Consider the following 12,763-nt stretch of genomic DNA (forward strand, 5'->3'; position numbering starts at 1 on the left):
CATCATACATTGCGAGGAGAGACGACCATGGAAACCCTGTCCGGAGCCGACGTCCCCCAGGCGCCGGCATTCGCCCCCGACCTGTCAGCCGCGCCGGTCGCAGACGACCAAGTGCAGCAATTGGCCCGAACCTTCGCCGTCACCCCCGAGGCGGCCCGGCTGGCGGTGGCGCGCGTCGGAACCGATTTTCGCGCGCTGCAACGCGAGCTTGGAGGTCGTCGCTGATGAGCACGCGCAATGGAATCGACCAGGGCCGATCGGTCCATGACAATGCAGGGTTGGGCCAGCACAGGGTCGGGGAGGCGGGCGCCCCGCCGCGACAGAAAACTGCGCGGCCCCCCTCGGCCGGCGGACCGGGCGCCGGCTCCGGCGACGACGCGGCGAATAGTGTAAAAACCGGGCGCGACGCCTGACACCGGGGCCGGACCGCGCTGGTCCGCCGGTCCCACCCCGCCGCGGCAACGGCTGGCTCCGTCCCGCTCCCCCTGCCCCGACGCCAATCATCGGCGCGCCCCGCTGAGGTTCGCCGGGATGTCGGGCGCCGAATCCCACCGCAACTCTTCCAAGGGCACTATGTCGGGCGCGCCTCATCTGGACCCGAGGCGCTGGCGCGGGCATTGGAGGCCCATGACTTTTCCGACTCCCTCCCCCGCCGACTGGAAGGCGCTCGCCGAGAAGGGCCTGAAGGACCGGCCTATCGAGAGCCTCGTGCACCTGGATGCTGACGACCTGGCGGTGCGGCCGCTGTATGGGGCGGCGACCGGCGTGCAGCCGTTGTTCGCGCCGCGGCCGTCCGACGCCGACGGCCGGGCCTGGGACCTGCGCACCCTCGTCGAGGGTGATGACCCGGCGGCCGTCAATACGGCGCTTCTCGCTGATCTCGAGGGCGGCGCCGCCTCGGTAGTGCTGAGGGGCACCGTCCTGGCCGATTCCGAGCCGCTGTCGGCGGCGCTGGACGGGGTGGCGCTGGAACTGGCGGCGGTCGGCCTCGAGGCCGGGCTGGACGGCCCGGAGGCGGCCAATGCGCTCGCGGTGGCCGGCAAGGGCTCGCCGCGCGCCCGGCTGATGTTCCACATGGATCCGGTCTCGGCCTTCGCCGAGACCGGGGAGGCGCGGCGCTCGATGGAAGAGCATCTGGTGCTGGCCGCCAACACCGCCGCCCGGCACGCCGGCGCCTATCCCGAGGCGAGCTTTTTCCTCGCCGGCGGACGCGTCGTGCACGAGGCCGGGGGCTCGATCGGCCAGGAACTGGCCTTCGCCGCCGCCAACGCCGTGGCGCTGGTCAAGGCCGCCATCGATGCGGGCATGACAGCGGAGCAGGCGTTGAAGGGAACCGTGCTCGGCGTCGCCGTCGACCAGGCGTATTTCGACAGCCTCGCCAAGGTCCGCGCCCTGCGCCTGATCTGGCGTTCGCTCAGCCGCGCCTTCGGCGCCGAAACGCCCGCCGTCATCGAGGCGCGCTCGTCGCGGCGGATGCTGTCCGCGCGCGACCCGTGGCCCAATCTGCTCAGGCTGACGGCCGCCGGGTTCGCCGGAGCGGTCGGCGGCGCCGATGCGGTGGTGGTGGATGCCTTTTCCCGCTCCAACGGCCGTCCCGACGCCTTCGCCCGGCGTCAGGCGCGCAACACCCAGCTGGTGTTGATGGAAGAGGCCCACATCGGCCGGGTCGACGATCCGGCGGCGGGGTCGTGGTTCCTCGACCAGCGCACCCGAGAGCTGGCCGAGGCCGGCTGGGCCGAATTCCAGATGATCGAGGCCGAGGGCGGGATCGTCGAGGCTCTGCGCGGCCATGTGATCCAGCCGCGGGTGGCCCGCGCCCGGCAGTCGCTCGAGGCGGCGCTGTCCAACGGCGCGGCGCAGATGGTGGGCGTAACGAAATTCGTCGACGCCGATCCCCGTCCGGCCCCGGTCGAACCCGAGGCTTCGATCGTACCGGAGGGCGGCGGCGACGCCTGCGTGCCTCTGACCCCCATCCGCCTCGCCGCGCCCTTCGAAGCGAAGGAGGCCGGACGATGAGCGCTCCCGACTTCTCCAAACTCGACCTCGACCTGTCGCCAACCGGCGCCGGCCCCGACCGCGAGGCCTGGAAGACCCCCGAAGGCCTGACTATCGCTGCGTCCTACGGCGCTCCGGCGATCGAGGGCCTCGACTTCATCCATGGCCTGCCGGGCATCGCGCCCTATCATCGCGGCCCTTATCCGACCATGTACGCCTCCAATCCGTGGACGATCCGTCAGTACGCCGGCTTCTCGACGGCGACGGAGTCCAACGCCTTCTATCGCCGCAACCTCGCCGCCGGTCAGAAGGGCCTGTCGATCGCCTTCGATCTGGCGACGCACCGGGGCTATGACAGCGACCACCCGCGGGTGAAGGGCGATGTCGGCATGGCCGGTGTGGCCATCGACAGCATCTACGACATGCGCACCCTGTTCGACGGCATCCCGCTGGACCAGATGTCGGTGTCGATGACCATGAACGGCGCGGTTCTGCCGGTGCTGGCGCTCTACATCGTCGCGGCCGAGGAGCAGGGGGTCGCCCACAAGGACCTGACCGGGACCATCCAGAACGACATCCTCAAGGAGTTCATGGTCCGCAACACCTACATCTACCCGCCCGAGCCGAGCATGCGGATCATCTCGGACATCTTCGCCTGGACCGCCGAACACGCGCCGAAATTCAACTCGATTTCGATCAGCGGCTATCACATGCAGGAGGCCGGGGCCTCGGCCGACCTCGAGCTGGCCTACACCCTCGCCGACGGCGTCGAATACATGAAAGCGGGCGTCGCGGCCGGCATGCCGATCGACCGGTTCGCGCCCCGGCTCAGCTTCTTCTGGGCCATCGGCATGAACTATTTCATGGAGGTGGCCAAGCTGCGCGCCGGTCGCCTGCTTTGGGCCGAGGCGGTGTCGAAATTCGGCGCGACCAATCCGAAATCGCTGTCGCTGCGCGCCCATTGCCAGACCTCCGGCTGGTCGCTGGCGGCCCAGGACGTGTTCAACAACGTCAGCCGGACCATGGTCGAGGCTATGGCCGCCGCGGGGGGGCAGACCCAGAGCCTGCACACCAACAGCCTCGACGAGGCCCTCGCCCTGCCGACCGATTTCTCGGCCCGCATCGCCCGCAACACCCAGCTACTGCTGCAGATGGAGACCGGCCTGACCCGGGTCATCGACCCGTGGGGCGGCAGCTTCTACGTCGAACGCCTGACCCACGAACTGGCCGAAAAGGCGCGCGTCCACATGGCCGAGGTCGAGGCTTTGGGCGGCATGGCCAAGGCCATTGAGGCCGGGCTGCCCAAGCTGCGCATCGAGGAATCGGCGGCGAAGACCCAGGCCCGGATCGACACCGGCCAGCAGACCGTGGTGGGGGTGAACAAATACCTCGCCGACCACGTCGACGACATTCCGGTGCTCAAGGTCGACAACGCCGCCGTGCTGGCGACCCAGATCGACAAGTTGAAGCGGCTTCGGGCCGAGCGCGACGAGGCGAAGACGCAGGCTGCGCTGGACGCCCTGACGGCGGGTGCGAAGGGCAACGCCAACCTGCTGCAGCTTTCTGTCGAGGCGGCCCGTGCCTACGCGACGGTCGGCGAGATTTCCGACGCTCTGGAAGCCGCCTTCGGTCGCCATGCCGCCTCGGTGAAGACCGTGTCCGGTGTATACGCCCGGGAGGCCGGCGATGACCCGAAGATCGCCCGCGCCCGCGGCATGGTCGCCGCCTTCGTCGAGAATGACGGCGGCCCGCCGCGCGTGCTGATCGCCAAACTGGGTCAGGACGGCCACGACCGCGGCCAGAAGGTCATCGCCACCGCCTATGGCGACCTCGGCTTCGAGGCGACCGCCGGCGCATTGTTCCAGACCCCGGCCGAGGCGGCGAAGGAGGCGGTCGAGCGCGGCGTCCACGCCGTTGGAGCGTCGTCGCTGGCCGCCGGCCATCTGACCCTGGTGCCTGAGCTGAAGGCCGAACTGGAGAAGCTGGGCCGGCCCGACATCATGATCGTGGTCGGAGGGGTCATTCCGCCGTCAGACGTCCAGACCCTGATCGACATGGGGGCGGCCGCGGTCTACCCGCCCGGCTCGGTCATCGCCGACACCGCCATCGACCTGATCGACAAGCTCAACCGGCGCCTCGGCTACGCCCAGAAGGCCTGAGTATCAGGGACGGTGGGCGTCCGGCAGGGCGGCGATCTCTGCCTCGGTCAACACGCGGCTGACGCGCGCGCGGCAGCTTCTGACCGGGGCGGAGGAGGCGGGCAGGGTGATCCGCGCCCAGTCGCCGGTGCAGATGCGGCCGCCGGCCAGTCCGCCGACGTCCGGCGTGATCGCCAGCCGGTGGGTGAAATCCAGATCCGTGCAGCCGCCCGACGAGTTCAGTTCGAAAACCTGGTTGCGGATGGACCGGATGTAGAGCTGGCCGACGCCTCCGGCCCGGAAATTGCGCACCTGGTCGCCGTAGAAGCACTGGTGTTCCGGACCGGCGGCGGCGGGCATCCCCATGCCTCCGTTCGGCGCGCACGAGGCGGTCAGGGCGACAGCCGCGGTGACGGCGGGGTAGGTCAACAAGCGGGTCATGTTCGGTCTCCGGATCTCTGATTGCGGCCCCGTCCGATGTTAACCGTCTGCTTCCTGCGAAGGTTGCGCAAGGGGGCCGCGTCCCGGGAACCGCCCCGGTGCGACGCGTGCCGCCAGAGGCGCGGGAAGCGGCGATGGCGTCCCGGTCGCCAGCGCCGCGACATGTTCAGCCAGCAGCGGCGCCACGCAGAAGCCGCGCGAGCCGAGTCCTGTCAGGGCGAACAGCCCCGGGGCCAGTCGTCCAGCCAACGGGAGGCGGTCCGGGGTGGTGGCGCGAATGGCGGCCCGGCTGCGAATGCCCCCCGCTGCCGCGACGCGCGCCGCCAACCCCGGGAGGCGAGCGCCCAGAGTGTCCAGGTTGCGTGCGCTGGCGTTTTCCGTGACGTCGACCGCCGTCTCGCCCCGCTCGTGCGTGGCCCCGAACAGCAGGCCGTTCTCCGTCGGAGCGGCGTAGCCCCCCCACGCCGCGGCGGGGCTGGTGACCCCGACCATCCACTCGGCCTGTCCCCGCACCGGCGCCAGGGGCAGGGTCGGCTGCAGCGCCGCCGCGCCCCAACCGCTGGCTGCGACAACGACCTCCGTTTCGAGGATGTCGCCGCCGGCCGCATCGAGCAGCCGCCACCCCCCCGCCGTCGGCTCGATGCGGTCGACCCGCGCGGTGACGAGGTCCGCCCCGCCGAGCCAGGTCTGGAGCACCGCGGCCGGGTTCAGCGCCATGGCGTCCGCCATGAGCAGGCCCCCGGTGTCGACCGCCTCGCCCAGCCGCGCCGTGCAGCCGGCGGCGTCCAGCGGCGTCATCGCGCCCTCCGGCCAGAGGTCCTGCGCCGCCACCTTGGCGAAGCGCCCGGCGTCGCGCGGCGTCTGCTCGAGTTGCAGAACGCCATCGGCGATGATCGCGCCCGGAACGGCGGCGTAAAGAGCGCGGGCCCGGGACAACGCCTGGGCGTGCAGGGCCGCGATGCCGACATCTCCTGCGTCCAGCCGCGGCGTGACCAGGGCCGATGGAAAGCCCGAGCCGCCCTCCCCGGCCGCTGTCTCCTCGATCACGGTGCAGGTCAGGCCGAGGGCCGTGAAGGCTTTGGCTAGGGCAGCGCCCGCAATGCCCGCGCCGATGATGGCGACAGCGGGAGACGTCGATGGTTCAGGCTTGCCGGGGAGATGCGCTTCCAGCCGCTCGCGCTTGCGGCCGTGACCGGGGCGCTTCTCCACCACGAAGCCGCGCGCCGCCAGCCCGCGCCGCACCGCCCCCGCGACGGTGAAGGTGGCGACCCGCGCCCCCGGCGCCGATCGGGCGGCGACGCCATCCAGCACCGCGTCCGACCACATCCCCGGATTGGCCGCCGGGGCGAAGCCGTCGAGGAACCAGGCGTCGGCGCGTCCGGACCATTGCGCCAGGGCCTGGGCCGCCTCGCATACGGCGAGGTCGAGCGTGGCGTTGAAAGCCGGCAGGTCGAGGCGGTGGAAACCGGACGCCGCCGCAGGCCAGGCGTCCAGCAGGGCGTGCGCGGGTTCGGTCAGTTCCGGCCAGGTTCCGAGGGCCCGGGCGGCCTCGTCGCGGGCCAGTGGGAACCCTTCGACCGAAAAGATATGCAACCACCCCCCCGGGGGGGCCTCGCGCCGCCACAGATCCAGCAGGACGGCGATGTTCAGTCCGCTGCCGAAGCCCAACTCGGCGACGGTGAAGCGGGCGCGACCGCGCCACGCCTCCGGCAGACCGCAGCCGTTGAGGAATACCGCCCGGCTTTCGGCCAGACCGTCCTCGCGCGAGAAATAGACATCGTCGAACCGGCCGGATCGCGGGGCGCCGTCCTCGGTCCAGATCAGCCGGGGCGAGCGGTCAGTCATCGCTCAGGCCTTGCCCTGAATGCTGTCCAACGAAAAGGGGCCGCCCCGCAGGACGGCCCCGACGGCTTGTTTGTTTCGTCCGGGGTCAGTGACCCTCGACGGGCGTGGTCGGCGCGGTCGCGGGCTCGGTGGTCTGGGCGGCGGCCGAGGCCTCGGCGGCTTCGGCGGCCGCCTTGGCGTCCGCGGCGGTCTGCTCGAGGGTCGCGTCGACCGCGGCGGGATCGGCCACGCCGGAAGCTTCTGCGGCTTCGGACGCAGCGTCGGGGGCGGTGTCTTCGGACTTGTCGCCGCAGGCGGCGAGCGTCAGGGCGGCGGCCGAGGCGGCGATCAGGGCAGCGATGCGCATGGGGATATCCTTCGTTCGGTCGGACGACAGTGTCCCGGAACCCGAGATACCGACGCCGGCGGCGGGGCCGCAAGTGAATTTGCCGAAAGGGGTTGGGGTCAGCCCCTCACGCAACGAAAAAGGGCCGCCCGAGAGGGCGACCCTTTCCGAACGAACCCGAAGGTTCGTCAATCCGTCACGCTTAGTGAGCGGCTTCCGTGGCCGGGGCTTCAGCCGGGGCCACAGCGGCGTCGGCGGCCGGGGCTTCGGCGGTGGCGTCGGCGGCCGGGGCCATGGCGGCGTCAGCAGCCGGGGCTTCGACGGTGGCTTCGGCGGCCGGGGCTTCTTCGGTGGTCTCGGCGGGCTGGCAGGCGGCCAGGGCGAGGGCGGCGGCCGAAGCGGCGATCAGGGCGGTGATGCGCATAGTGTTTCTTCCTTCAGAAGGGTCATACGAGGGCATGAATCCTCGCAGTCCCGAGATAACGACTTCGTGAGCGGATACGCAAGCGAATTCTCACGGGTTCGTGAACACCCGTCATCGGATGAGCGACGGGGGCTGTCGTGCAGCCCCGTTCCAACCCGAATCCCCTACATCGGCGGCGGGGAAGAGGTCGCCGGCGAGGTCGAGCCGTTGGGCTCGGGTGGCAGGGTGGGCGGGGTCTTTGCAGGCGGGATGTGACCGTTGTCGGGATTGGCCGGCGCGACGCCCTCGGGCGTGGCGCCCATCCCGTCCGATGGCGCCATGGTTCCCTCCGTTGCGGGCGCGGCGGCCGAGGTTTCGGCGCCCGTCGCGGCCGCGTCGTCCGCTGTTTCGTCCGCGGCGGGGGCGCAAGCGGCCAGCGCCAGCGCGCCCAGGGCAGCCGTGGTGAGGATTATGAGCTTCATGGCGGGTCTCCGAATGATCGCCCGGGCGAAGAAGCCGCCCGCTCCCACGATCGGTCCGAAGGAAACCAGTGAGGCCGCCGGCTGTTCCCGGTCGCGTTATCCCCGGTGATACGCCGTGATGGGGCCGTGTCTTCGGGGTCAGGCGTCGGCGGGCGCGCCTTGTAGCGATTCTTCCATCTCGAGGAAGGAGGGCTGGGCGGAAGACGGGATGTCGCCGCGGCCGATTTCGACCGAGATCTGCGCCGCATTGCCGTGCAGGTGGGCGACCAGAACCGACTGGATGATCTTGTAGTAGGAAGCGTCACCGTCCGTGACGTCCTTGAGGCGCGCCGCCAGGGGTCCGACCAGACCGTAGGCCAGGAAGACGCCGAGAAAGGTTCCGACCAGGGCGCCGCCGATCATGCCGCCCAGAATCTCGGGGGGTTCGGTGATGGCCGCCATGGTCTTGATCACGCCCAGCACGGCCGCGACGATGCCGAGGGCCGGGAGGGCGTCCGCCATGTTCTGCAGCGCGTGGGCGGGTCCGAGAGCCTCGTGATGATGCTTCTCCAGTTGCTTTTCCATGACGTCCTCGATCTGGTGCGGGTCCTCGAGGTTCATGGTCATCATCCGCAGGGTGTCGCAGATGAAGTCGGTGGCGAAGTGATCCTTCAGCACCTTGGGATATTTCTGGAAGATGGTGCTCTCGGCCGGCTTCTCGATATGGCTCTCGAGGGCGATGACGCCCTTCGATTTCATAGTCTTGGTTAGTTGGAACAGCAGGCTGAGCAGGTCCTTGTAGTCCTGCTTCTTCCATTTGTTGCCGCCGAACATCCGGCCAAAGCTGCCCACCAGCCCCTTCAGGGTCGCAGGTGAGTTGGACATGACGAGCGCGGCGATCGCCGCGCCGCCGATCATCATCATCTCGTAGGGCAGGGAGTGCAGGATCACGCCCATCTTGCCGCCGGCGATGGTGTAGCCGCCGAACACCATGCCGAACAGGAGGACGATGCCGATGATCTGGAACATGAAAGGTCGGGCCGTCCTGAACGTGTGGGAGGCCGACCATCGCCGTTAATGATTAAGGGGCGGTTGCGACCGGCGGTTACAGTCGCGTCTCGCCGTTCAGGATCGCCGCGAGCGCCGCCTCGCTCATTTTCGTGTAGCCGCTGCGGCCGCCGCGGACGTAGAGCGGTCCATCGACCTTCGCCGGATCGAACCCGTCGGCCACGAGGTCCATCTTGCGGTACTTGAAGGTGCCGGTCGTATCCGCGGCCTTGATGATGCGCACGAACGCCGGCTGGGCATAGGCCGGCAACTCCTGCTCAGCCCAGTCGGCGAAGACGCGGGCCCCGAACTTGCCGTCGATGACCAGGGCGACCATGCCGGCCTTGCCGTCGTGGCCCGGCACCGGGACGCCGTAGGCGATCACCTCCTTCACGCCCGGCGCGTCGGCCAGCCGCTGCTCGACCTCGGCGGTCGACACGTTCTCGCCCTTCCAGCGGAAGGTGTCGCCGATCCGGTCGATGAAATAGGCGTAGCCCTCGCTGTCCTGCTTCATCAGGTCGCCGGTCCGGAACCAGCGGTCCCCGCGCACGAACACGTCGCGCAGGATTTTCTTCTCCGACGCCGCCTTGTCGGCATAGCCGGAGAAGGCGTGGCGGGTATCGTCACCGATGCGGCCGATGGCTTCGCCGACCTCGCCCGCCCTGGCCAGTTGGCACAGGCCGTCGGGGCCGCGCACCGGTTCCTCGGTATCGATGTCGAACCGCACCAGGCGGAAATTGATCTGTTTTTTCAGGAAGCCCGGCGCGCGCCCGATCGCCCCCGGCTTGCCGTCGAAATTGAACAGCGAGACATTGCCTTCCGTCGAGCCGTAGAATTCGAGGATATCCGGCACCGCGAACCGCTTCTGGAAGTCATTCCAGACATCCGGGCGCAGGCCGTTGCCGAATGCCAGGCGCAGCTTGTGGGCCCGTTCATCCGGGTTCTCGGGGCAGTTGACCAGGTAGCGGCACAGTTCGCCGATGTAGACAAACAGCGTCGCGCCCGAACTCTTCACGTCCGGCCAGAAACTCGAGGCCGAGAAGCGTTTGCGCAGCACCAGCTTGCCGCCGTTCAGAAGGGCGGGGCCGATGCCGACGAGGCCGCCGGTCGAATGATACAGCGGCAGGACGTTGAAAGTGATGTCTTTGTCCGTGGCGGCGGTGGCTCCGGCGAAGGCGCGCATATAGGTGCGGGCCCGGGCGTGGGTGACCTTGGCCGCCTTGGGCAGGCCGGTGGTCCCCGAAGTGTAGATGTACAGGGCGGTGTCGCGGTTGGTAAGGCCCGATCGCACCGACCGTGCCGGGCGCACCGAGGAGCCGCCGCGGACCGGCTTGTCGAGGCCGCGGCGCTCGTCGGCCTCGTCGGCGTCGGCGAGACCAAGGACCCAGAGCATCAGGTTGCGGCCGGCGTGCGGACGCGCCTCCTCGACCCGGCGCCAGCAGTCGGTGTCGGTGACCACCTGGGATGCGTTGGAGATCGACAGGCAGTGGGCGAGGGCGTGGCCGGTCAGGTTGGTGTTGATCAGGGCGGTGGCGACCCCGACTTTTGAGAACCCGAGCCAGGCCGCAAGGTATTCCGCCCGGTTCAGCATCACCAGGGCGATGGTGTCGCCCCGCTTCAGCCGCCGGCTCTGGGCCCAGTGGCCAAACCGGTTGGCCATGGCGTCGAGTTCTCGAAACGTCAGCGTCAGCCGGTCGTCCTGAATCGCGACGTGGTCGGGAAATTTGTCGACGGCTTCTTCCCAGTCGTCACAAACCAGATCGACGCCGTCGAGATCGATCGGCTTGATGCGCTTGAGCAGTCGGCGCAGCCCCTTCGCGAACCGTATGTCGCGCCGGATGTTCGCCAACAGCCCCATCGTTCCATCCACTCCGTCGCAAAAAACCGCCCTACCCGAAGGTGATGAACAAGCCGTGGGGCCCGGTCAACCGGCGGGGGAATCCTGAGAGGCGTTGCGGGCCGACTCATGGCGGTTTGTCCGCGAGCGTGGCGCCGAAGCGCCGGTTACGTGACGTCAGGCTCTCGATATATTGCGAAAGTATATCCGCGCCACAAAACAGTACCACAGCAGGCGAAACTGTGTTCACAACAGTGTTTCTTGGGGGCGTAGCGTGGTTAGTGGAACCGCGATCTTGCAAAATGGTTTTGCTTCCACCGAAATGGAGCAATCAGCATGACCATTACCTACCCCCATGATAGATCTATTCCGAACGGCGCCCTCTCCGAGGCTGCGCACGAGGAGCCCTACATCCCCGTCTACGCCCGCACCCGCTCCGTCCGGGGCCGCAAGGGCGGCGTGAAGTCGTGGATGATCCTCGCCCCGATCGGGGTGCTGGTCCTCGGCGGCGCCGCAGTCGCGCTGGTGATGGGCGAGAGCGAAGAAGTCGCCCCGGTTCCGCTGGTCGAGCCGGCCGCCACCGGACCCGTGTTGCCGACCCAACCGCTGGTCAACGAGATCGCGCCGGTCGAGACCCCGGCCGGCACGCCGATCGAGGCGGCCCCGACTCCCGCTGTGCGCGCCGCGCCCGCGCCGACGCCCGTTCGCCGCGCCGCGGCGACTCCGGCCCGCCGCGCTGCTCCGGCTCCGGCGACACGCGAGGCGCCCGCCGAACCCGCCGGTCCGCAGCCCTACACCTCGAGCCTGAACACGACCCCGCCGACGACCGCGCCCGCGACTCCGGCCCCGACGCCCCCGCCGGTGATCATCATCCAGCCCCAGTCCTGATACCGGTGCGATCCGATGACAGCCCCGGCGGAGCGATCCGCCGGGGTCTTTTCATGGCTGCCGGGGGAGCGAAGCCGGCGACACGCGCCAGATCACGTTGCCGACGTCGTCCGCCACCAACAGGGCCCCGCGCGCGTCGAACTCAACCCCGACCGGCCGTCCCATGGCCTGGTCCCGCTCATTGAGGAAGCCTGTCAGGATGTCCTCGGGCCCGCCCGCCGGGATGCCCTCGGAGAAGGGCACGAACAGGACGCGATAGCCGTTGCGCGGATTCCGGTTCCACGAGCCGTGCTGGCCGATGAAGGCGCCACCGCGGTAACGGGCGGGGAACAGGTCTCCCTCGCCGAACGTCAGCCCCAGAGACGCGGTGTGGGCGCCGAGGGCGTAGTCCGGCTTCCGGGCCCGGGCGACCATGTCCGGATTGGCGGGCTCGACCCGTTCGTCGACGGTCTGGCCGTAGTAACTCCATGGCCAGCCGTAGTGGCCCCCGGGCGTCACAGACGTCATGTAGTCTGGCACCAGGTCGTTGCCGAGCTCATCGCGCTCATTGACAGCGACCCAGAGTTGGCCGCTGTCCGGTTGCCACGCCATGCCGACGGGGTTGCGCAGTCCGGACGCGTAGAGGCGTCGGGCGCCGGTCGCGGGATCGATCTCGAGCACGGCGGCGCGATCGACCTCTTCGTCCATTCCGTTCTCGCCAATGTTGGAATTGGACCCGACGCCTACGTAGAGCCGTGATCCGTCCGCGCTGGCGACCAGACTCTTGGTCCAGTGATGGTTCCGGCCGGCAGGCAGTTCGGCGACCCTGCGCGGCGGGGCTGTGATCGAGGTCTGGCCGGTCTGGTAGGGGACGGCGACAATGGCGTCGGCGTTGGCGACGTAGAGGGTGTCGCCGACCAGCGCCATGCCGAACGGCGAAAACAGGTCCTCAAGGAAGGCGGTCTTCGTCTCGGCCACGCCATCGCCGTCGGCGTCGCGCAGCAGGGTGATGCGGTCGGCGCTGGGGACTCCGGCCCCGGCCTTCTTCATGAACAGGCCCTGGAAGAAGTCTCGCAATCCGCCCCTCCTATCCTCCGGTTTGGGCGGCGCGTTGGATTCCGCCACGAGAACATCGCCGTTGGGGAGGCGATAGAGCCAGCGGGGATGGTCCAGCCCGGTCGCGAAGGCCTGGACCCGGAACCCGGGCGCGGGCGTGGGCATGCGGCCCTCGGGCCAGCCCACCGCCTCGGCGACATTGACGACCGGGATCAGCGATCGTTGGGGCCGCGGCAGCACGGGATCGGGACCATACCCCGCCAGCGGATCGAGGGCCTCGCCGCCGCTGCAGCTGACAAGGGCCAGCATAAGGGTGGACGTGACGAGGAGCTTCAGGCGGACCATGGC

12 protein-coding genes are annotated in these 12,763 nt (G+C 69.4%); 4 read left to right on the top strand and 8 right to left on the bottom strand.

Going from position 1 to position 12,763, the window contains the following annotated elements; translation table 11 throughout:
* Window positions 1-27: 27 nt before the first annotated feature.
* From HNQ67_RS12825 to scpA, 3 genes are all read left to right on the top strand, one after another.
* Complete coding sequence (locus HNQ67_RS12825) at window positions 28-225, top strand: DUF3606 domain-containing protein (RefSeq protein WP_183256065.1); 198 nt, start codon at window positions 28-30, stop codon at window positions 223-225.
* Window positions 226-627: 402 nt separating this feature from the next.
* Window positions 628-2,016 carry a methylmalonyl-CoA mutase family protein gene (locus HNQ67_RS12830; protein WP_183256067.1) on the top strand — a complete coding sequence of 463 codons (1,389 nt, stop codon included), beginning with the start codon at window positions 628-630 and terminating at the stop codon, window positions 2,014-2,016.
* The gene (gene scpA, locus HNQ67_RS12835; RefSeq protein WP_183256069.1) at window positions 2,013-4,154 is read left to right on the top strand and encodes a methylmalonyl-CoA mutase; all 2,142 of its coding nucleotides are present in this window, start codon (window positions 2,013-2,015) and stop codon (window positions 4,152-4,154) included. The genes HNQ67_RS12830 and scpA overlap by 4 nt, the downstream gene beginning before the upstream one ends.
* Window positions 4,155-4,157: 3 nt before the next feature.
* On the opposite strand, the gene HNQ67_RS12840 is transcribed toward scpA, so the two are convergent.
* The 7 genes from HNQ67_RS12840 to HNQ67_RS12870 all read right to left on the bottom strand — a co-directional run bounded on the left by HNQ67_RS12840 (window position 4,158) and on the right by HNQ67_RS12870 (window position 10,513).
* Entirely contained in the window at window positions 4,158-4,574 is a 417-nt protein-coding gene (locus tag HNQ67_RS12840; RefSeq protein ID WP_183256071.1) for a hypothetical protein, read from the bottom strand.
* Between the two features lie 39 nt (window positions 4,575-4,613).
* Window positions 4,614-6,419: a tRNA (5-methylaminomethyl-2-thiouridine)(34)-methyltransferase MnmC2 gene (gene mnmC2 / locus HNQ67_RS12845; RefSeq protein ID WP_183256073.1), complete on the bottom strand. Its 1,806-nt coding sequence runs from the start codon at window positions 6,417-6,419 to the stop codon at window positions 4,614-4,616.
* An 85-nt stretch (window positions 6,420-6,504) separates the two neighbouring features.
* Complete coding sequence (locus HNQ67_RS12850) at window positions 6,505-6,765, bottom strand: hypothetical protein (protein ID WP_183256075.1); 261 nt, start codon at window positions 6,763-6,765, stop codon at window positions 6,505-6,507.
* 181 nt (window positions 6,766-6,946) lie between these two features.
* The gene (locus HNQ67_RS12855; RefSeq protein WP_183256078.1) at window positions 6,947-7,168 is read right to left on the bottom strand and encodes a hypothetical protein; all 222 of its coding nucleotides are present in this window, start codon (window positions 7,166-7,168) and stop codon (window positions 6,947-6,949) included.
* Window positions 7,169-7,332: 164 nt separating this feature from the next.
* Window positions 7,333-7,629 (bottom strand): hypothetical protein, encoded by a 297-nt coding sequence (locus HNQ67_RS12860; protein ID WP_183256079.1) that lies wholly within the window; start codon window positions 7,627-7,629, stop codon window positions 7,333-7,335.
* Window positions 7,630-7,767: 138 nt separating this feature from the next.
* Entirely contained in the window at window positions 7,768-8,637 is an 870-nt protein-coding gene (gene motA / locus HNQ67_RS12865) for a flagellar motor stator protein MotA (protein WP_183256081.1), read from the bottom strand.
* Between the two features lie 76 nt (window positions 8,638-8,713).
* A complete protein-coding gene (locus tag HNQ67_RS12870; RefSeq protein ID WP_183256083.1) occupies window positions 8,714-10,513 on the bottom strand; it encodes a long-chain-acyl-CoA synthetase in 1,800 nt (599 codons plus the stop codon).
* 315 nt (window positions 10,514-10,828) lie between these two features.
* On the opposite strand from HNQ67_RS12870, the gene HNQ67_RS12875 reads away from it, so the two are divergent.
* Entirely contained in the window at window positions 10,829-11,380 is a 552-nt protein-coding gene (locus tag HNQ67_RS12875) for a hypothetical protein (RefSeq protein WP_183256085.1), read from the top strand.
* 51 nt (window positions 11,381-11,431) lie between these two features.
* Here HNQ67_RS12875 and HNQ67_RS12880 read toward each other — a convergent pair whose 3' ends face one another.
* Window positions 11,432-12,760, bottom strand: coding sequence for a PQQ-dependent sugar dehydrogenase (locus HNQ67_RS12880; RefSeq protein ID WP_183256087.1), 1,329 nt, complete (start codon window positions 12,758-12,760; stop codon window positions 11,432-11,434).
* Window positions 12,761-12,763: the final 3 nt, after the last annotated feature.

Source organism: Brevundimonas basaltis, from assembly GCF_014202075.1.
Classification (GTDB): Bacteria; Pseudomonadota; Alphaproteobacteria; order Caulobacterales; family Caulobacteraceae; genus Brevundimonas; species Brevundimonas basaltis.

What these genes read in the sequence shown, in the direction of transcription:
- HNQ67_RS12825 (WP_183256065.1), top strand. Translation starts at nt 28, where the DNA reads ATGGAAACCCTGTCCGGAGCCGACGTCCCCCAGGCGCCGGCATTCGCC.
- HNQ67_RS12830 (WP_183256067.1), top strand. Translation starts at nt 628, where the DNA reads ATGACTTTTCCGACTCCCTCCCCCGCCGACTGGAAGGCGCTCGCCGAG.
- scpA (WP_183256069.1), top strand. Translation starts at nt 2,013, where the DNA reads ATGAGCGCTCCCGACTTCTCCAAACTCGACCTCGACCTGTCGCCAACC.
- HNQ67_RS12840 (WP_183256071.1), bottom strand. Translation starts at nt 4,574, where the DNA reads ATGACCCGCTTGTTGACCTACCCCGCCGTCACCGCGGCTGTCGCCCTG.
- mnmC2 (WP_183256073.1), bottom strand. Translation starts at nt 6,419, where the DNA reads ATGACTGACCGCTCGCCCCGGCTGATCTGGACCGAGGACGGCGCCCCG.
- HNQ67_RS12850 (WP_183256075.1), bottom strand. Translation starts at nt 6,765, where the DNA reads ATGCGCATCGCTGCCCTGATCGCCGCCTCGGCCGCCGCCCTGACGCTC.
- HNQ67_RS12855 (WP_183256078.1), bottom strand. Translation starts at nt 7,168, where the DNA reads ATGCGCATCACCGCCCTGATCGCCGCTTCGGCCGCCGCCCTCGCCCTG.
- HNQ67_RS12860 (WP_183256079.1), bottom strand. Translation starts at nt 7,629, where the DNA reads ATGAAGCTCATAATCCTCACCACGGCTGCCCTGGGCGCGCTGGCGCTG.
- motA (WP_183256081.1), bottom strand. Translation starts at nt 8,637, where the DNA reads ATGTTCCAGATCATCGGCATCGTCCTCCTGTTCGGCATGGTGTTCGGC.
- HNQ67_RS12870 (WP_183256083.1), bottom strand. Translation starts at nt 10,513, where the DNA reads ATGGGGCTGTTGGCGAACATCCGGCGCGACATACGGTTCGCGAAGGGG.
- HNQ67_RS12875 (WP_183256085.1), top strand. Translation starts at nt 10,829, where the DNA reads ATGACCATTACCTACCCCCATGATAGATCTATTCCGAACGGCGCCCTC.
- HNQ67_RS12880 (WP_183256087.1), bottom strand. Translation starts at nt 12,760, where the DNA reads ATGGTCCGCCTGAAGCTCCTCGTCACGTCCACCCTTATGCTGGCCCTT.